At 46.9% G+C, this 18,525-nt stretch carries 14 protein-coding genes; 5 read left to right on the plus strand and 9 right to left on the minus strand.

From position 1 onward, the window contains the following. A complete protein-coding gene (locus GUA87_RS09200) occupies window positions 1–450 on the plus strand; it encodes a DNA polymerase III subunit chi (protein WP_193716260.1) in 450 nt (149 codons plus the stop codon). Here the strand turns inward: GUA87_RS09200 and GUA87_RS09205 are convergent. Beyond that, window positions 447–2,360, minus strand: a complete 1,914-nt coding sequence (locus GUA87_RS09205) for an ABC-F family ATP-binding cassette domain-containing protein (protein WP_193716261.1) — start codon at window positions 2,358–2,360, stop codon at window positions 447–449. The two genes, GUA87_RS09200 and GUA87_RS09205, sit on opposite strands and share 4 nt — an antisense overlap. A 149-nt stretch (window positions 2,361–2,509) precedes the next feature. Here GUA87_RS09205 and ndk point away from each other — a divergent pair, with 149 nt between their 5' ends. Beyond that, complete coding sequence (gene ndk / locus GUA87_RS09210) at window positions 2,510–2,932, plus strand: nucleoside-diphosphate kinase (RefSeq protein ID WP_193716262.1); 423 nt, start codon at window positions 2,510–2,512, stop codon at window positions 2,930–2,932. Between the two features lie 66 nt (window positions 2,933–2,998). Here ndk and GUA87_RS09215 read toward each other — a convergent pair whose 3' ends face one another. From GUA87_RS09215 to GUA87_RS09235, 5 genes are all read right to left on the minus strand, one after another. Continuing rightward, window positions 2,999–3,415, minus strand: a complete 417-nt coding sequence (locus GUA87_RS09215; protein ID WP_193716263.1) for a bactofilin family protein — start codon at window positions 3,413–3,415, stop codon at window positions 2,999–3,001. 22 nt (window positions 3,416–3,437) lie between these two features. Next, complete coding sequence (locus tag GUA87_RS09220; protein ID WP_193716264.1) at window positions 3,438–4,892, minus strand: M23 family metallopeptidase; 1,455 nt, start codon at window positions 4,890–4,892, stop codon at window positions 3,438–3,440. A 112-nt stretch (window positions 4,893–5,004) separates the two neighbouring features. After that, the gene (locus tag GUA87_RS09225) at window positions 5,005–5,802 is read right to left on the minus strand and encodes a ferritin-like domain-containing protein (RefSeq protein ID WP_193716265.1); all 798 of its coding nucleotides are present in this window, start codon (window positions 5,800–5,802) and stop codon (window positions 5,005–5,007) included. Beyond that, window positions 5,802–6,260, minus strand: a complete 459-nt coding sequence (locus GUA87_RS09230; protein WP_193716266.1) for a peroxiredoxin — start codon at window positions 6,258–6,260, stop codon at window positions 5,802–5,804. The genes GUA87_RS09225 and GUA87_RS09230 overlap by 1 nt, the downstream gene beginning before the upstream one ends. A gap of 69 nt (window positions 6,261–6,329) precedes the next feature. Next, on the minus strand, window positions 6,330–9,296 hold the full coding sequence (locus tag GUA87_RS09235) for a bifunctional [glutamine synthetase] adenylyltransferase/[glutamine synthetase]-adenylyl-L-tyrosine phosphorylase (RefSeq protein WP_193716267.1): 2,967 nt from the start codon (window positions 9,294–9,296) through the stop codon (window positions 6,330–6,332). Window positions 9,297–9,396: 100 nt separating this feature from the next. Here GUA87_RS09235 and GUA87_RS09240 point away from each other — a divergent pair, with 100 nt between their 5' ends. Further along, window positions 9,397–12,585 (plus strand): AsmA-like C-terminal region-containing protein, encoded by a 3,189-nt coding sequence (locus GUA87_RS09240; protein ID WP_193716268.1) that lies wholly within the window; start codon window positions 9,397–9,399, stop codon window positions 12,583–12,585. 15 nt (window positions 12,586–12,600) lie between these two features. Here the strand turns inward: GUA87_RS09240 and tyrS are convergent, their stop codons facing one another. Beyond that, the gene (gene tyrS, locus GUA87_RS09245; RefSeq protein ID WP_193716269.1) at window positions 12,601–13,854 is read right to left on the minus strand and encodes a tyrosine--tRNA ligase; all 1,254 of its coding nucleotides are present in this window, start codon (window positions 13,852–13,854) and stop codon (window positions 12,601–12,603) included. Between the two features lie 101 nt (window positions 13,855–13,955). Between tyrS and GUA87_RS09250 the strand changes: the two genes are divergently transcribed. Continuing rightward, window positions 13,956–15,041 (plus strand): anhydro-N-acetylmuramic acid kinase, encoded by a 1,086-nt coding sequence (locus GUA87_RS09250; protein ID WP_193716270.1) that lies wholly within the window; start codon window positions 13,956–13,958, stop codon window positions 15,039–15,041. Between the two features lie 6 nt (window positions 15,042–15,047). On the opposite strand, the gene GUA87_RS09255 is transcribed toward GUA87_RS09250, so the two are convergent. Both GUA87_RS09255 and GUA87_RS09260 read right to left on the minus strand, forming a co-directional pair. Then, window positions 15,048–16,727 (minus strand): ATP-binding protein, encoded by a 1,680-nt coding sequence (locus GUA87_RS09255; RefSeq protein WP_193716271.1) that lies wholly within the window; start codon window positions 16,725–16,727, stop codon window positions 15,048–15,050. Window positions 16,728–16,863: 136 nt separating this feature from the next. Then, window positions 16,864–17,520: an alpha/beta hydrolase gene (locus GUA87_RS09260; protein ID WP_193716272.1), complete on the minus strand. Its 657-nt coding sequence runs from the start codon at window positions 17,518–17,520 to the stop codon at window positions 16,864–16,866. 201 nt (window positions 17,521–17,721) lie between these two features. On the opposite strand from GUA87_RS09260, the gene cysE reads away from it, so the two are divergent. Beyond that, window positions 17,722–18,519 (plus strand): serine O-acetyltransferase, encoded by a 798-nt coding sequence (gene cysE / locus GUA87_RS09265; protein WP_321575915.1) that lies wholly within the window; start codon window positions 17,722–17,724, stop codon window positions 18,517–18,519. The last annotated feature ends 6 nt before the right edge of the window (window positions 18,520–18,525 follow it).

An 18,525-nucleotide genomic window follows, 5' to 3' on the forward strand; every position in this document is an offset into this window, starting at 1 on the left:
ATGGTTGAGGTCAGCTTCTATCACTTGCAAGTGCAACCGCTTGAACAGGCTCTGCCCAAACTCCTCGTCAAGGTGTTTGAGCGGGGCATGAAGGCACTTATTCGCGTGAAAGAAGATGAAATGGCAGATTACCTTAATAATCTGCTTTGGACTTACCAGCCTGATAGTTTTTTACCGCATGGTTTAGATTCAGAAAAATCACCTGAAGCGCAGCCAATACTGATCTCGACGAGCGTAGATCAAAATTTGAATGATGCGAATGTCCTAGTTCTGCTTCAAGATACTGATGCAGCAGATTTGGAAAACTATGATCGTTGCCTCTATATGTTTGATGGCAACGATCAATCTTCATTGGGTAAGGCGAGGGCACGCTGGAAACTATTTAAAGATCAAGGGTGTACAGTCACTTATTGGCAGCAATCTGAAAAAGGATGGCAACAAAAAGCCTAACTATTCTCCAGTTCTTCCAATTCTTCCAGAGCAATCAGCCAGTTTTCTTCTGTTTGCTCTTGTTCAGCCTTCAATCTTCCAATTTCTGTAGAAACACTAGCCTGGTAATCGGCACCTTTTTCGTATGTGGTCGGATCCGCTAGCTTAATTTCCAGTTTTTCAATTTCCTGCTGTAGGCTTTGGATTTGTTTCTCGAGTTTTTGCACGGCCTTTTTCTTTGGTGCAAGAAGTGCACGAGCTTCGGCGCGCGCTTTACGGGCCTCTTTGCTGTTGCCCCGTGCCTTACCAGAGTTAGGTTGTTTTTCTTCGCTAACCGCAGATGGGGAGTTCCCACTGCCACCATTTCTGGCCTGGTCAATCACCTGTTTTTTGTAGTCATCGATATCACCGTCATAGGTTGTGACGGTTCCACCAGATACCAACCATAAACTGTCAGCAACAAGGGCTACCAAGTGAGGATCATGGCTGATGAGAATGACAGCGCCTTCAAATTCGTTTAACCCTTGAATGAGTGCTTCACGGGCGTCTACATCCAAATGGTTGGTTGGCTCATCGAGAATTAGAAGATGTGGCGCATCGATAGAAAGCAGGCAGAAAATTAGTCGGGCCTTTTCACCACCTGAGAGTTTTTTCACGGCGACATCAGATTTATCTTTTGAAAATCCAAATTGTCCCAACTTTGACCGTACGACTGCTTCCCGTCCATTGCCCATGCGTTCCACAAGGTGCTGATAGGCTGTGTCTTCAGGGTGTAGATCGTCCAATGTATGTTGGCCAAAGAAACCGATCTTCAATTTACCCGATTTTGCAAATTGACCGGTTTCTGCGCGCAACTTGCCAGCCAGTAACTTTGCAAATGTTGATTTACCGTTCCCGTTTGGCCCTAACAACGCAATACGATCTTCCATATCTAGTCGCAGATTGAGTCGCTTTAGAATTGGTTTTGTCGCTTCATATCCAACTTCGCAATTTTCCATGGTAACAATTGGAGATGAAAGCGGTGCAGGAGAGGGAAATGAGAAGTTGACCGAATATTCTTCCATAGCGGAAGCGATTGGTTTCATTTTTTCCAGCATCTTAACGCGGCTTTGCGCCTGACGTGCTTTACTGGCTTTCGCTCGAAAACGATCTACAAAAGATTGCAGATGTTTACGTTGCGTGTCCTGTTTTTTCGCCATGGCAGCATCAAGTGCCAGTTTTTCTGCCCGGGTTTTTTCAAAGAAGTCGTAATTACCATTGTATTTAACTAGTTTTAATTGATCCAAATGAACAATTGTTTCGATCACATTATTCAACAGATTTCTGTCGTGACTGACCATGACCAGAGTGCGAGGGTAATTTCTTAGAAAGTTCTCCAGCCACAGTGTTGCCTCCAGATCCAGATAGTTGGATGGCTCATCCAGCAGTAAGAGGTCAGGTTCAGCAAATAGTGTAGCCGCAAGAGCCACACGGGTTCGCCATCCACCAGAATAAGAGGAGCATGGCCTCTGCTGAGCTTCAAAATCAAATCCTAAACCGGTCAGGATTTTTGCCGCCCGGCTTTCTGCTGTATGAGAATTGATATCGGCCAAGCGTGTATAGATTTCCGCGATCCGCTGTGGGTCTTCTGCGGTCTCTGCTTCGTTCAACAGGTTTTTCCGCTCAATATCCGCATCCAACACGGTTTCAAGCAGACTTTCTGGTCCAGAGGGTGCTTCCTGCGGCAGGACGCCAAGTTTTGCTCCATTTTGCAAACGGATGCTGCCACCTTCGGGATGAATTTCCCCGGTGATCAGCTTTAGCAGCGTAGACTTGCCTGTACCGTTCCTGCCGATCAGGCCAATTTTGTGACCAACGGGGATGTGGAGAGATGTCTCTTCCAGCAGCGTACGCCCTGCAACGCGATATGTAATGTTTTTGATATGAAGCATGCGCACCGTGTAGCAGTTTTTTAAATGACAGTCTCAGGAAAACTACAGTGCAAATAAGAAAAAAATGGCAAATGAGTTGCGGCGAGGGCCAAGGACAGTTATAAGGCGCGAAATATCATTTGTTTCCCAACCAAATCAGGGTGATTAACATGGCGCTAGAACGCACATTCTCAATTATTAAACCAGATGCAACTCGTCGTAACCTGACTGGTGGCATTAACGCAATGCTGGAAGAAGCTGGTCTTCGTATTGTCGCTCAGAAGCGCATCCAGATGACACGTGAAAACGCAGAAACTTTCTACGCTGTTCACAAAGAACGTCCTTTCTTCGGTGAACTGGTAGACTTTATGATTTCCGGTCCTGTTGTTGTGCAGGTTCTTGAAGGTGAAAATGCGATCCTGAAAAACCGCGAAGTTATGGGTGCAACTAACCCTGAAGATGCAGACGAAGGCACAATTCGTAAAACTTTCGCAGAAAGCATCGAAGCTAACTCTGTACACGGTTCCGACAGCGCAGAAAATGCAGCTATCGAAATTGCTTACTTCTTCTCCGGCGCTGAAATCGTTGGATAATTAGAAGTGCAGAATTGGAAAAGGGCCCTTCGGGGCCCTTTTTTTGTGCTTAAATCCAGTTGGACTTCATTTTTCAGCTGCGGCTTCTGCAGATTCAGCAAAATTTATAACCAGATCCGGGTTTTCTCTTGGTGTGTCGCTGTGACGACAGTGGCCGTCAATTTTTGCACCAGGTTCAATTTGCAATGAACTGTTGGTAACGTCCCCTTTAACGCTGGCAGTCGCGCTAATTGCAACGTTGCAGCCCGTAATGTTACCATCAACCTTACCGCGGATCGTTACATTGTCTGCATCAACATCACCCGTCACATGGGATGTTTCACCAATGGTTATTGTGGTGGCTTGAATATTGCCTTTAACAATACCGTCAATCTGTACTTCACCGTCTGAGATCAGGTCGCCAGTAACAACCAGTCCTTTCGCGATGATGGAGGGCATGGTATCGCTAGACATATTTTTCTTGTCATTACCACTTGAAAACATCGATACCCCCGTCGTTTAGTTACTAATCAGTTGAGACGCTATCTGTTTTAAACGCGTAATTTCCGGCTTTAAAGAAATTCGCTGGATTGAGTGTCTTGTCATTGTACCAGATTTCATAATGTACATGACGTCCGGTACTGCGTCCACTTGATCCCATTGTACCGATTTTTGTCCGGAAATTAACGGTATCGCCCTTTTTGACGTGGATACGTTTCATATGGCCGTATTTTGTTTTGAAGCCTTGTCCGTGATCGATTTCAACCATCAGGCCGTAAGGGCCATATCGACCGGCTTTAATCACCTTACCCGGTGCAGTCGCCAGAATTTTCGTATTTTTGGGACCGCTAATATCAATACCGGAGTGGAACGCTTTGCGTTTGGTCACGGGGTCACTGCGTTGGCCGTAGCTTGAAGAAACATATCCCCGATCCGTTGGGCGGGCGAGTGGGATGTTCTTCATGATTTTGTTGAGTGTATTCCAGCGGGCGAGGCTCGCTTCCATTTTTTGGGCGTCTTCGTAATATTGCTGTTCTTTCTCCAGCAATTCACCAGTTTGAGACACACCGTGCAGTGGGCCGCCAATACCTTCGATGTTATCAGGCGCCAGGATTTTGTCAGGATCCAGACCGGTAAGAGTAATCGTTTCATGCAAAGCATCTATACCAAGTTCGGCTTGCGCGTGAACTCTTTCAATTAACGCTTTGTTTTCAGTTGAAATTTTTGACAAACGATTTTTCAAAGACGCCACTTCATTATGAAGGTTTTCAAGCGTGCTTTCTTTCTCCAGACGTTCTTTATCGTATGTTGTCAGCTTGCGTTTCGTCTGCTGCAGCTCGTTGTAGATTTCATCTTTAGTAGATTGGAAAATCTGCAGTTCGCGTTTCAACGAAGTAAGTTTTTTCTGGGCGATCAGTTTGGCTTCAGCCTGCTGATCCCGCTCTTCTGTCGTTTGATATAACTTCTTTGTTACACGCGTGATTTCCAGCGACAGATCTTCGCTCCGCAGATTAGTATGCTGTAAGCGGGATGACAGCATATCAATTCGATCTTCAAGATCTTTGGCATATTGATCACGGCTGCTCAGGTCAGTCGCCGTCTTTTGCAGGTTTTGAGTAGCGGCCTGCAGTGTTTTTTCCAAATTCTGACGCTGGTTCAGAATATCTTCCAAGCGAGTATATTGTTGATCCAGTTCGTTTTTAGTGATTTTAAGGCTGGCTTTGGTGTGAAGAAGGTTTGAGGAAACACTTCTCACCTTATCCTGGAGCTCGGTAAGTTGCTGATCCCGAAAATCGACCTGATCGGAAAGGTCGATAACTTTGAAGCTGAGGGTACCAACAAGAGCAATCAATGAAACACCGCAAACGGCTGCTGCGATCTGCTTCTTTTTCCCCAAATTAAGATAGGTGGGGGTTCCGTTTTGGCTGATGATAATTTGCCGATCGGAAAAGGCCCGTTCTAAAACAGGTATCTTCTTCATCAACGCTCCCCCAAAACCCTTAAATTGATGGCTCAAAATCAGGGGCTTTATTAAACTGATTTTTAGCCAAAACTCAACGTGGCAAGTGATGAAAATTAAGGATGAATTGACTCTAGTTTTTGGCGCTCAAGGGTAAATAATAGTCAGGTGTGAGGTCGGCTTCAGTTCGCGCTTCTTCGTTAAAGGGTGGTTTTAAAAGGCCTCTGAAGTTTTCACGGACAAGTTTTTGCCAATATTCGCGTGGGCTTTCACCCAGCTTTCCGCAAAGGAAATGGAACCAGCGGTTGCCTGTAGCAACATGTCCAATTTCCTCTGTTAAGATAATTTTAAGGATATCGATGCTCGCAAAATCCTCCATTTTTGCGAATCGCTCGATCATTCCGGGGGTCACATCAAGACCTCTAGCCTCCAGAACCATCGGAACAACAGCAAGTCTGGCGCAGATATCATGGCGGGTATCGTATGCCGCTTCCCAAAGCCCGTTATGGGCGGGGAAGTCGCCATATTTATATCCCAGCTTTTCAACGCGCGCTGACAGAAGGCGAAAATGCTTTCCTTCTTCTGCGCCCACTTTTACCCAATCGTCGAAAAACTCGCGCGGCATTTCACTGTCACTGAAGCGCGCTATGACATCCCAAGCCAGATCAATTGCATTGAGTTCGATATGAAGAACGGCATGAAGAAGGGTTGCGCGTGCCTTTTCAGATTTGCCGCGTCTTTTGGGCATCTCTGTTGGCGGAAGCAGCTCTGGCTTTTCAGGTCTTGCGGGGCGGTCCGGTGGGGTGACTTTACCAACTTCCATACTGCTGTCTGCCCACCAACGCTCCGCATATTGTTCGCTGAGGCGCGCTTTTTCTGCGGCGTCACTGGTGGACAGGATTTCTAGGGCAAAATCACAAAGGGTGGTCATTAAAGTGCTTTTGCAGCCTCCAGAACAGCGTCTGCGTGGCCTTTCACCTTCACTTTGCGCCAGACATTGCGAACAGTGCCTTCTGCGTCAATCAGGAAGGTAGCGCGCTCAATACCCATATATTTGCGGCCATACATGTTTTTCTCGACCCAAACGCCGAAAGCTTCGCAAAACTCAGTGCCTTCATCACTCGCCAGAATGACATCCAGTTCCTGTTTATTCCGGAAATTTTCATGACGCTTTAGGCTGTCTTTGGAAACCCCGATGATTTTAACACCAAGAGCATCAAATTCGGATTTCAGTGCTGTAAAATCCTTTGCTTCATTTGTGCAGCCTGGTGTGCTGTCTTTTGGGTAGAAGTAGATTATGTAGGGACTTCCCATCAGGCTTTCATTGCTAACGTTTCCAACTGTATCCGTTGGCATGTCAAAAGCGACGACTTTTTGTCCTTCTTCCATTCTTGCTCTCCACTGTTTGTCTTTGCTGTTTGGTAGCAGCCGGGATTGATTAAAACAAGTTGTACGTTGCTACGCTTTTACAAGTTTGGAAAAAATTTGAGAAACTTTGTACTGCCTGTCTTGCAAATAGTCGCACAGCATTGGGAAGTCAGGTTGTCCACCTGCGATGGCCAATGCTTCTTTCAAAGCAATCGGGATGTCATCTGTCACCACACGGTCGTTCAAAGACAGTCGAATGAGACCTTGCAGATTGAGATAGAGTTTCATTGCAGAGGTTAAATCCCGTGCATCTTTTGGATCAATTAACCCTGCGTCGCCAAGTTTCTCCAAAGCACTGATTGTGTTTGGTTCCAGTATTTCAGGGTTGGTCGCACCATGACGCAATTTTAAGTACTGGCAGATAAATTCCAAATCCATCAAACCGCCTTCGTGGTGCTTTAACGCCCAATAAGGCTTTCCTTCATGTTCTTTTTGAAGCCGGCGGCGCATGTCCAAAAGATCATCAGTGATTTTTTCGGTATCACGTTTGGTCTGAAGGATGGCAGCCAGTTTATCAGCCGCTTGCTTCATCAAACTCGCGTCACCTGCAATCGGCCTCGCTCTCGTAAGGGCAAGATGTTCCCATGTCCAGGCCTCTTCCATGTAGTATTTTTCAAATCCGTCCAGTGGCAGGGCGATGGGGCCTGAATTTCCATGTGGCCGAAGGCGCATATCGACTTCATAAAGCGACCCTTCACCTGTGAGGGCGCTGATCGCATTGATAAATCGTTGGGAAAGGCGCGTGTAGTAAAGACCCGCTGGAATGGGTTTATCCCCATCGGTCATGATCCCTTCCTCAGGCGTGTCATAAATAAATATAAGATCCGCATCTGAGCGTGGGGTCATTTCTCGGCTACCAAGTTTTCCAGCTGCCAAAACGGCAAATCTTCCATTTGGGATGCTGCCGTGACGAACCCCCAACTCGGCTTCCACCAGAGGGAGGAGGGCTTGCATGACGACCTCAGCCAGGGTGGTAAGGCAAGCACCAGCCGCGACCGTTGCTCCAAGTTCAGTGCCGTGATCAATGTTATCCAGAATTTGAACGCCAACCCGGAATTTCTGGTCTTTCGCCCAACGACGGCTGATATCCAGAACATCCTGAAAATCCCGTCCAGTCGCGAGCATAACAGCAAGGTCATCTGCCAATGTTTGCCGGTCTTCCAGCGGTTCCATGAAGTCGGATGTGAGGACGCCGTCCAACAGTGTTGAGTTGGTGGAGAGGCGATCCGCAAGTTCTGGTGCCATTCCCATAATCTTGGCAACCAGATTCAAGAGGCTGGGATAGGCTGAAAACAAAGAGAATAACTGCACACCGGCGGGGAGTTTTTTCAAGAACGCATCAAATCGTTTGAAGGCCGCATCCGGACTGGCTGTATCAGCAAGCGTTTCAAGAATTTTTGGCATCAACTCCGTGAGCAATTGTTGCGCACGTGTTGTCCGTGTGGCGCGATACCGTCCATGATGCCATTCACGCACCGTCTGAGAGACCATTGCGGGCTCTTCAAAGCCAAGTTCCGCAATGGATTGAAGTGTTTCCGGATCGTCGTCGGACCCGGTGAAAACAAGGCGACCTGCTTTGCGTCCTTCTGTCTCTTCAAATTGGAAGAGGCGATCGTAATGCCCCTGAACGGTTTTTAATGTGCTTTCCAAAGTTTCCCTGAACTCTGCGGGATCATTATACCCCATAAACATACCTAGACGATCCAGGTCATCCGGCCGATCAGGCAACAATTGGGTTTGCTCGTCATTGATCATCTGAAGGCGATGTTCAAGAGTTCTGAGGAAGATGTACGCCTTGTGCAGGTCGTCCCGCACATCTCCTTCGATATTTCCGTTTTCTGTTAGCAGATCCAGCGTTCCAAGGGTTGAGGAACTTCTGAGAGAAGGGTTTCGTCCACCTTCGATAAGTTGCTGGGTCTGGCAGAAAAATTCAATTTCCCGAATGCCGCCACGCCCGATTTTGATGTTATGACCATCAAGGGAGATTTTGGAAAAGCCTTTGTGAGTATGGATTTGCGATTTGATGGCCTGAATATCCGCAATAGCCGCGAAATCAAGAAACTTGCGCCATACAAAGGGGCGTAAGAATTCAGTAAACTCATGGCCGCAATTGATGTCACCGGCAATTGGACGTGCCTTAATCATAGCAGCTCGTTCCCAGTTCTGTCCCTGGCTTTCATAATATGTGTGTGCCGCAGCCAAAGGGAGCGCGAGAGGGGTGGCCCCGGGATCAGGGCGAAGCCTCAGATCGGTCCTGAAAACATATCCATCCTGAGTGCGTTCCTGCATCATCTTGACCAGGTTTCGTGTCAGACGGATAAAAAACTCATCCATGAATTTGCGACCCGTATAGACCACTTTTTCGCTATCATAGAGAACGATCAGGTCGATATCGCTGGAATAGTTGAGCTCAAATGCTCCGAGTTTGCCCATGCCAAGAATGATCACCCCTGAATCGGGTGTTGGATCATCTGGGTTGCTCAGTTCAATGTCACCTTTTTGATGGGCGTGAAATAATAGATGTGCAAGGCAGTGGTCTACAGCTGCGCCGGCAAAATCTGACAGAGTTTTGGTGATCTTTAGTAGTGGCCATGCATTACCAATATCCGCTGTGGCTGTTAGCAGTGCGATACGTTTTTTTGCGACCCGCAGGGCTTTCATAATCTCGGTCATGCCAAGGGCAGGGGCGGCATTGAGTTTCAAATCTTCATAGATTTTCTCTAATGCCTTTTCGCTACCTTTCTGCAGAAGATAGAGGAAGAAGGCCGGATCTGAAAATATGCACTGTGAAAGATAAGGGCTGTTCCCGAATATCGCGTGAAGCAAATCGTTCGCAATCACAGAATTGCCCAATTCTGATCTTATATCTGACCAGTTATTAATTTCCGGCGCTAGAACCTCCCAGTTTTCCTGCCCAATCCGCAAATAGTCGTTGTTGGAGGGAAGAGGAAGGTTCTCAATTTCAGTGAGAAATGAAAATTCTTTGATTTCAGGCATATCTATTGATCCAAAAGTTGGTCATAGCATAATGTATCAATGATCAGTCACCGGGCTTTGATAACGGTCAACCTTGTTCTTTAAATGTGAATAACACGAATTGATAAAAACAACGTCAAAAATACTATTTCGCACGATATTAAGTGTCGTTGTTCTGGCAGTCGTGATCATCGCCGTTGTCATTGGTGCTGTAAGCCGTGGTCCTGTGTCATTGGCTTTTATGACCCCGTACCTTTCTGAAGTGCTGGTGGAACAATATCCCAAACTGGATTTGCAATTTGATGATTTGCAGATGCTTTGGGATGGTCGCGATAAAAATATGGTTTTTGCGGTCACGAACCTGTCCGTTGGCCGGGAAGGTGAGAAGGTTGCATTTGTTCCGCAAGTCACCGTAACGTTTAGTCGTAAAGCACTGATAAACAAGAAAATTGCGCCGTCCGGATTAGAGTTCGAAGGGCTTAACGTACGTCTTCGCCGGGATCATGAAGGGTCGGTAAAACTTGGCTATAGTTATGGTGAAGTTGAACGGACAGAGCAAGTTGACGCGTCACAAAATGAAAAATCCAGTGCGGATACAGAGACCCTGCACCGTTTGCTGGCAGGCCTAGGCCAGCAAAGTGAAAGTGATGATTTAACAGCTTATCTGCAGCGGTTGGAGATATACAGATCTGAAATTCAGATTGACGATGATAAGCTGGGAAAAAGCTGGAAAATATCCTCCGCTGACGTTGTGATTTGGAGTTCGGATGAAGGGGTAAATGGTCATATCAACGGTAAAATTGGACTTGGTGGGGAGCAAATTGAGCTTGTGGCCAACACAGTATATGACCGCAAAGAAAGAACCACAACTCTTGCATCCAATATTCAGGATTTCCCTGTCAGCCTATTAGCGGCCGAAATCCCAGATCTTGAGATACTGTCCGGAGTAAGCCTCGTCACTTCAGGGGATATTCACCTTTCCATTGATGAAAACTTCACCCCCATCCAAGTTGGCTTCAATCTTGGGGTTGGAGAAGGAATAATTGATATTCCTGACCTCTATAAAAAGCCACTCCAAATTCGTAGTGCTACTTTCGAAGGTCACAGTATGTTCCCGTTCAACGGGGTCAATATCAATAAGGCAAATATAGTAACCGTTGGGCCAACAGTCGATTTAGCCGGTAGTTTCTCGCAAAGTGAAGATGGATTGGCACTTTCTTTGGAAGGTGGCATCAAGGGGCTAAAAACAGATGATCTTGGTCTTTATTGGCCCTATTCGGCGGCGGTAGACGGATATAACTGGGTTACGGCGCGTATTCGGGATGGCATTACAAAAGATGTGAAATTCCTGGTGGATTTGCAGCCAGAAATGCTCAAAAGCGGTAAAATTCCAGATGAAGCGATTAAGTTAGAGTTTGCCTTTGATGGCCTTTCCACCAACTATTTCCCACCGCTTCCCAAAGTGACAGACATCTCCGGTGAAGCGGTTCTGACGGCAACAAAAATCCACCTTTACGATTTGACCGGTAAATTGCAGGACATGACTGTCAGCAGTGGTGACGTGCTGATTTACGATTTTGATAAACCCGATCAGATGGCGGATATCACGGTGACGGTTGAAGGTCAGAACAAAAGCATCTTTGGCTTTCTGGACAAAAAGCCTCTGGAACTTGTAAGGGATTTTGGTATCCAGCCCGAACAGATGACAGGTGTTGGGAAGGTTACTGCACAATTTGTCTTTCCGCTTAAAGACGATCTTTTGCTTCAGCAGGTGCAATATGAAGCGAAAGGTCAGTTTGCGGATGCGTTAATTCCGGATGTGTATGACGAGTACGATGTCACCAATGGTAATTTTGCGGCTCTGGTAACACCAGAGAAGCTGACTGTTAAGGGGCAGGGGAAACTTGCGGATATCCCTTCAGATATTTCGTTTCAGGCGTGGTTAAATGGAAAACAAAAAGGTCAGCGCCGTTATGAGGTGCAAGCCAGCCTGAGTGACAAAGACCGTCTGGCCCTAGGACAGCCGAACGCTGATTTCTTGAAGGGGAACGTGGATACCTCATTGGTATTGAATGTTATTGGAGATGGCACTGCCAACGGCCTTGTGACGATGAACCTTTTGGAGGCTTCTATTGAGGTTCCTGATCTCAGAATAAGCAAACCGATCGGTGTTGCCGGGCATATTGGCACTCAGTTTTCAGTGAGCACGGGCGGAAATACAGAGTTCACAAACATCCGAATGGTTTCTGAAACTCTTGAGTTTAATGGGAATGCCACGCTGGACGCGCAGGGACTTGTACAACTTACCGCAAAAAGACTGCAATTTAGTGGAAATGATCTAGGACTTCAGGTCATTCGGAATAATCAGGATAGCTACACGGCCAATTTACGAGGGGAATATTTCGACCTTCGCCCCTATATCGTGGAAAATTATTCACTGAACGAAGGTAAGGCAGAAGCTAGAAAAGAGGACAAAACACCTGATGTACTGCTCAACCTGACAATGAAGAAAGTCCAAATGGATGGGGATGTCTTCATTGAGAATGTGAACGGATATGTTGATTACGCGAATAATGTTATCCGCCAAAGCAATGTAGAAGGCCTTCTGAACGGTAAGAACAAGCTGGTTTTCGATATGACGCAAAGTCTGAAGGGGCGTCATATGGAGTTTAAGACGGATCACGCCGGGCTATTGCTGCAAGGGTTGGATATCTATGATAACGCGCGCGAGGGAGAAGTTGTTATCAAAGCGGATATTGATGACACACAAGAGGAAAGTGTCGCCAAGGGTTGGGTGGACATGAAAGAGATCCGCATCGTTAATGCTCCCGTTTTGAGCCGCATTCTCACTGTTGGATCTTTGGGCGGTATTGTGGAACTTCTGGAAGGTGACGGGATGACTTTTGCCACGGTTGAAGGGCCCTTTACCTATACAAACGGAGTGATTGAGACCAAAAATTTCAGGGCTGTAGGGTCCATTGGAATTACATTCTCTGGCAAAGTGGATCAAAAAAGTGGATCGCTTGATGCCTTCGGTACGGTTATTCCATCTTATACACTTAACTCCATGCTCGGCAATATTCCGCTTTTAGGCCGCTTACTTGTTGGTCGAGAAGGAGAGGGAATTTTCGGTTTCTCTTACCGTGTAGAGGGTACCAGTGAGGATCCGAAAATTTTCGTAAATCCTGTATCCGCGTTGGCACCGGGTATCTTGAGACGCATGTTCTTTGAGCCTTGGACTGGCGCTGGAGATGCTGACCCGAGTATTCCTGACTATCCAGGAAAAGGGGACGAGTCACCTAGACAGTAATCGTCCCCGTTAGTATTAGGATGGCAGGATCAGGTGGTGGCGTTTCTTGCCAGCGGATAACTTGATCCGGCCTGTTTCATTTACATCTGCAGATGTCAGAACCAGTTTTTCATCACTGATTTTCTCATCATTGAGACGTGCTCCGCCTCCTTTGATCAGTTTGCGTGCTTCTGAACTGGATGGGCTAAGACCAACACGATTGAACAGAGCAAAAGCAGGGATGCCTTCATCAAGTTCGGCCTTTGGAATTTCTGTTGTTGGCAAGCTTTCAGCCGTTTCACCCATTTCAAACGTCCGGCGCGCTGTCTCGGCAGCTTCTTCTGCGGCGGCATCGCCATGGGCAAGGCGGGTACATTCGTTGGCGAGCACCTTTTTGGCCTCGTTAAGCTCAGCACCTTGCATTTTTTCAAGCTTGGCGATTTCATCCAAGGGAAGCTCAGTAAACAGACGTAGGAAACGACCCACATCTGCGTCTTCCGTGTTGCGCCAGAATTGCCAGTAGTCATAAGGCGACAACATGTCTTCGTTTAGCCAAATCGCACCAGCCGCAGTTTTACCCATCTTCGCACCGGAAGATGTGGTGAGCAGCGGTGTGGTTAGGCCAAACAGATTGAAGCTGTTTGTACGGCGACCAAGTTCAGTGCCGTTCACAATATTGCCCCACTGATCAGAACCACCGATTTGCAAATCACAATTGAAACGCTTTTTAAGTTCCACAAAATCGTAAGCTTGAAGGATCATGTAGTTGAACTCAAGGAAGGAAAGAGACTGTTCCCTTTCCAGGCGCAATTTCACGCTATCAAAAGTCAACATGCGATTGATGGAGAAATGACGACCATAGTCGCGAAGGAAACGAATATATCCAAGTTCGCTGAGCCAATCGTCATTATTGACCATCACTGCGTCAGTGGGACCGTCACCAAAAGTCAGGAATTTCTCAAACACTTTTTTGATGCCATCCATATTTTCCTGGATGATTTCGTCAGTGATTACAGGACGGCTTTCATCCTTACCGGATGGATCGCCAACTTTTGTGGTGCCACCGCCCATCAGGACAATCGGTTTGTGACCTGCCTGCTGCATACGGCGCAGGATCATGATCTGCATCAGACTACCAACATGAAGACTGCGGGCGGTACAGTCAAAGCCGATATACGCTGTGACTGGCCTGTCAGCAAATGCAGCATCCAGTGCTTCCAGATCTGTACATTGATGCATGTATCCCCGATCGCGGAAGGTTTTCATAAATTCAGAGCGTAGTTCGGTCATTTTAACTGTGTTATCTTTTCTGTTAGTTAGAAAAATAGAGTAGTGCTGTACCACATTCTGATTTGAATTTAAAAGCCTGCTTTGGGGTTTTACGGGGATTTTTGCGAATGAATGATACCAATCGTGCTTATTGGGCCATCGGATTGATGAGCGGAACCTCGATGGATGGCATTGATGCCGCGTTAATTAAAACAGATGGTGAGCGGGTGCTAGAACTAGGGCCGGCTTATTCAAAAAGCTATGCCGACGGCTTTCGAAGGGAATTCCAGAAGTTCTTGGGAAAGAAAGAGGCCCCCTCTGAGATCATCAATGCATTTACTGATTTAAACATTGAAGCTGTCAGGGCAGTTGTTGATAAATCAAACCTGAATATGAGCGACATCAAAGTGATCGGTTTCCACGGCCAGACGTTGTTTCACGATCCGTCAAACGGAATAACAGTTCAGGTCGGGGATGGGCAGCGGATCGCTGATGCGGTGGGAGTGGATGTAGTGGATGATTTCAGATCTGCGGATGTTGAGGCTGGCGGGGAAGGGGCGCCTTTTGCGCCAATTTATCATAAAGCCCTCTCTAATGATTTGGAAAAGCCGTTGGCGGTACTCAACTTGGGTGGTGTTGGTAATGTCACATATCTAAACGGTCGGGACATCCTTGCCTTCGATACAGGGCCTGCAAGCGCCATGATTGATGATTGGGTTTTTCAAAATACAGGGGAGAAGTTCGATCAGGATGGTGAATTGGCGAGATCTGGAAGAGTTGATCAATCCATTTTGAAGGCTTACCTTGCACACCCATATTTTCAGCAAAAACCGCCTAAAAGCCTGGATAGAAATGACTTTGATTTGAGTTTAGTTGAAGGACTGTCTTCAGAGGATGGGGCTGCTACGCTAACAGCTTTTACCGTCGCGTCAGTGGTTATGTCGCTTGATCATATGCCTTCTGTGCCGCGCAAATGGCTGGTGACAGGTGGTGGGCGTCACAACGGATATATTATGGAATGTCTATCAGAGCAACTGAACGTACCTGTTGAGCCTGTTGAAGCTGAAGGGTGGCGTGGTGATGAGTTGGAGGCAGAAGCGTTCGCATTTCTCGCCGTACGATCCCTGCTTGGGATGCCGTTAAGTTTCCCTGGAACCACAGGCGTACCAGCCCCGCAAGTCGGCGGCAAACTAAATCGTGCTGCGTGAGACTACTCAGTGATCAAGCTGGGTGCGAACCTTCTCAGCAAGCTGGCTTAACGTGTAAGGTTTGTTGAGCATTTCAGTCATCAAATCAGCGAGTGCCGTTTCCTGATCTTTGGTGAGAAGTTCTTGTGAGCGGGTATAGCCGCTTGTCAGAAGAATTTTAGCTTGAGGATAGTGGTGCCTGATTTTTTCAGCCAGTTGGAAGCCATTTAACTCGCCAGGCATCACGATATCGGTGAACACCAAATCAATGTCAGGGTTCTCGCTCAAGATCTCCAGGGCCTTAATGGCGTTGGCAGCTGTGAATGTCTGATATCCAAGATTGGACAATTTGTCATTTGCGATATCCAGCAGATGAACTTCATCATCGACAAGCAGAATTTTTTCAGAACCAGAAGGAGATGTTTTCTTGACTGAGGTAGATTCAACCTTCACTTTGCACTCAGTTTCGGCCACGGGAAAATAGAGAATGAATTTTGTGCCGCTACCGGGAGCGGACTCAACTTCCAAATGCCCATCTGAACGTTTCACAAAGCCGAAGACCATACTCAAGCCAAGTCCAGTTCCCTTACCGCTACTTTTAGTCGTGAAAAAGGGCTCGAAAATCCTGTCACGGATATCTTCCTGCATTCCATCTCCGGTATCCTCAACAGTAACCGCGATATAGTCGCCAGGTGTCAAATTTGGATGGAAAGCGCAGTAATCGTCACCTAATATAACATTTTCAGATCTGATGGAGAGGCAGCCTCCGTCTGGCATTGCATCATGGGCGTTAATGCTGAGATTAATCAACGCGTCTTCAAACTCCCCCGGATCCAAGTTGGCTGATTTTAAGTCTTCTGCCAGATCAAGTTTGAGATCAACTGAGGCGGTGATGGATTTTGAAATGAGATCGCTTGTTTCGTTAATAAGAAGGTTCGGGTTGATAACGATATTGCCGCCAGCATGACGGCTGGAGAAGCTTAGCAGTTTTTTGGTAATGTTGACGCCACGTTTGGTTCCATGTAGCGCAGATTGTAAAAGGCGATGTAGGTTTTCATATTTGTTTGGAAGCTGCTCTTCCAGAAGCTCCAGATTCCCTTGAATAATGGCTAGTAGGTTGTTGAAGTCATGAGCAATACCGCCTGTAAGCTGTCCAACGGCTTCCATTTTTTGGGTGCGTTGAAGGTTCTTGTCAATTTTCTTGTTCTCGGTAATGTCCATGCCAGAGAAGAAAAGAAGACGCTGACCATTTATGTGGAGAACTTCTGCATTTAGAATAAAATCACGAACCTCCCCGGATCGCATCACAGATTGCGTTTCGTAGTTGCGCAAACGGCCATGCTTGCTGATGTCGTTGATGAGTTTTTCACGTAGTTCTGGCCCGCCCCAGATATTTAGCTCGTCGGCGGTTCTGCCGATTGCTTCTTCTCTCGTGTAGCCGCGGGTTTTGACCCAAGTCTCATTTACATCTAGGAATCGCCCTGAATCTAACTCTGAAACCGAGGCAAGTTGAGCATTCGAGTAGAAGGCAGCTGTTGCCAATTCCTGAGTGTAAGCAAAGTCTTTATCGAATTGATCCAGCTGCTGTTCAGCGACAGCTAATCTCATCTTGAGGTTCGCAACTTCTGCTTCAAGTTCTTCGGTGCTTTTTTCCTGCAAACGGGGAGTCTGCAGTTCAGCCTGATTTAAGGAGTTCTTTTCGTCCATAGTTGACTATTTAGTTAGAGAAAATAAACATAGGGTTAACTATAGTCATATAGACGAGAAAACTAATATATGTAGTGAACAAAAAAAAAGCCGCTGAAGCTCTGACAGCGGCTTTTGAACTTGGTGCTTTAGACCTTCATTCTTGGTCTTCTTTACCCAATAACCTCATATTCAGGTAGTCATCAACTGAAGACATGAGGTTCTGTAATGTTTCTTGGAAGAAGTGGTCTGCGCCAGTTACTTCACTATGATGGATCGTAATACCCTTTTGCGCCTGCAATTTTTCAACCAGTTTCAAAACATCTTTTTGAGGTACTTGAATATCACGAGTGCCATTAATGATGATGCCGGAAGAGGGGCACGGTGCCAGGAACGAGAAATCATACATGTTGGCCGGTGGTGCAACGGAAATAAATCCTTCGATTTCAGGACGGCGCATCAGAAGCTGCATGGCGATCCAGGCACCAAAGGAGAAACCTGCGACCCAAACAGGGCCGGCATTTGGATTATGTGTCTGCATCCAGTCCAGTGCAGCCGCCGCATCGGACAGCTCACCAATTCCCTGATCATAATCACCTTGGCTTCGGCCAACGCCACGGAAGTTAAAGCGTAATACTGAAAAGCCGCGTTCTTTGAAATTGGTGAACAGGTTGAAAACAACCTTGTTGTTCATTGTGCCCCCATATTGTGGGTGAGGGTGCAGGATCAAAGCAAGTGGCGCGTTCGCCTCTGCGGAATGGTGATAGCGGCCTTCAAGGCGACCTTCAGGTCCATTAAAAATTACGTCTGGCATATAGGTCCAAGTTCCTATTGGTTTAGTTTTTGTCCTTTTGCCACATTCACAGCGCGATTTCATCATCTATCACGCAAATGTGATGCAGGTCATACATAGCCTGTTCAAGTGCTCCGCCACAAGGGCGTTTCCTTGACAGCACTGCCGCAGTCCTTATATCACAAGAATACGGGCGCGTTGTAACCTGTTGTGCATTAGGCTATAAGGGCCGCACAATACAGAAGGAATGGGCATATGTTCAAGCATATAAGCGATGATATCGCCGCGGTTATCGAAAGAGATCCCGCCGCGCGCTCCAGAATTGAAGTTATTCTTCTTTATTCTGGGTTCCACGCGGTCATGTTTCATCGGTTTGCCCATGCCTGTTACAAACGCGGATGGTTCTTTCTTGCAAAATTGATTTCTCAGTTCAGTCGATTTATCACCGGTATTGAAATTCATCCGGGTGCGAAAATCGGCCGCCGTCTTTTCATTGATCATGGTATGGGTGTCGTCATCGGGGAGACCGCAGAAATCGGCGATAATGTAACTCTTTATCATGATGTGACATTAGGTGGTGTGGCACCGTCAATTGACAGTGATAAACAGCGCGATGTGAAGCGTCATCCGACCCTATGCGATAATGTTATTGTTGGATCAGGCGCGCAAGTACTGGGTCCTATTACTGTTGGCCGTTGCGCGCGCGTCGGTGCGAATTCGGTTGTTGTGAAAGATGTTCCTGAACGTGTGACCGTGGTGGGTAGCCCCGCCCGGGCCGCAAAATCAGGTGCGAATAATGGCACCGAAGCAAGATTCGCAGCCTATGGTATTGGTGCTGAAGAATTGCAGGATCCAGTTTTCAAGGTGATGGATGGTCTTCTTGATAAGGTTCAGTCTTTGTCAATGAGGGTTGAAGAGCTCGAAAAAGAACTGGAAAATGAACGTCGTGGTCCGGTTATGTTGACGTCAGAAGATATCGAAATTGATATCAAGCTGAAAAGCGACGACCCCAAAGCCTAAATTTTA

This window comes from Sneathiella sp. P13V-1, assembly GCF_015143595.1.
Classification (GTDB): Bacteria; Pseudomonadota; Alphaproteobacteria; order Sneathiellales; family Sneathiellaceae; genus Sneathiella.

Coding starts and splice junctions, on each gene's coding strand:
- GUA87_RS09200 (WP_193716260.1), top strand. CDS start 1: ATGGTTGAGGTCAGCTTCTATCACTTGCAAGTGCAACCGCTTGAACAG.
- GUA87_RS09205 (WP_193716261.1), bottom strand. CDS start 2,360: ATGCTTCATATCAAAAACATTACATATCGCGTTGCAGGGCGTACGCTG.
- ndk (WP_193716262.1), top strand. CDS start 2,510: ATGGCGCTAGAACGCACATTCTCAATTATTAAACCAGATGCAACTCGT.
- GUA87_RS09215 (WP_193716263.1), bottom strand. CDS start 3,415: ATGTTTTCAAGTGGTAATGACAAGAAAAATATGTCTAGCGATACCATG.
- GUA87_RS09220 (WP_193716264.1), bottom strand. CDS start 4,892: ATGAAGAAGATACCTGTTTTAGAACGGGCCTTTTCCGATCGGCAAATT.
- GUA87_RS09225 (WP_193716265.1), bottom strand. CDS start 5,802: ATGACCACCCTTTGTGATTTTGCCCTAGAAATCCTGTCCACCAGTGAC.
- GUA87_RS09230 (WP_193716266.1), bottom strand. CDS start 6,260: ATGGAAGAAGGACAAAAAGTCGTCGCTTTTGACATGCCAACGGATACA.
- GUA87_RS09235 (WP_193716267.1), bottom strand. CDS start 9,296: ATGCCTGAAATCAAAGAATTTTCATTTCTCACTGAAATTGAGAACCTT.
- tyrS (WP_193716269.1), bottom strand. CDS start 13,854: ATGACCGAACTACGCTCTGAATTTATGAAAACCTTCCGCGATCGGGGA.
- GUA87_RS09255 (WP_193716271.1), bottom strand. CDS start 16,727: ATGGACGAAAAGAACTCCTTAAATCAGGCTGAACTGCAGACTCCCCGT.
- GUA87_RS09260 (WP_193716272.1), bottom strand. CDS start 17,520: ATGCCAGACGTAATTTTTAATGGACCTGAAGGTCGCCTTGAAGGCCGC.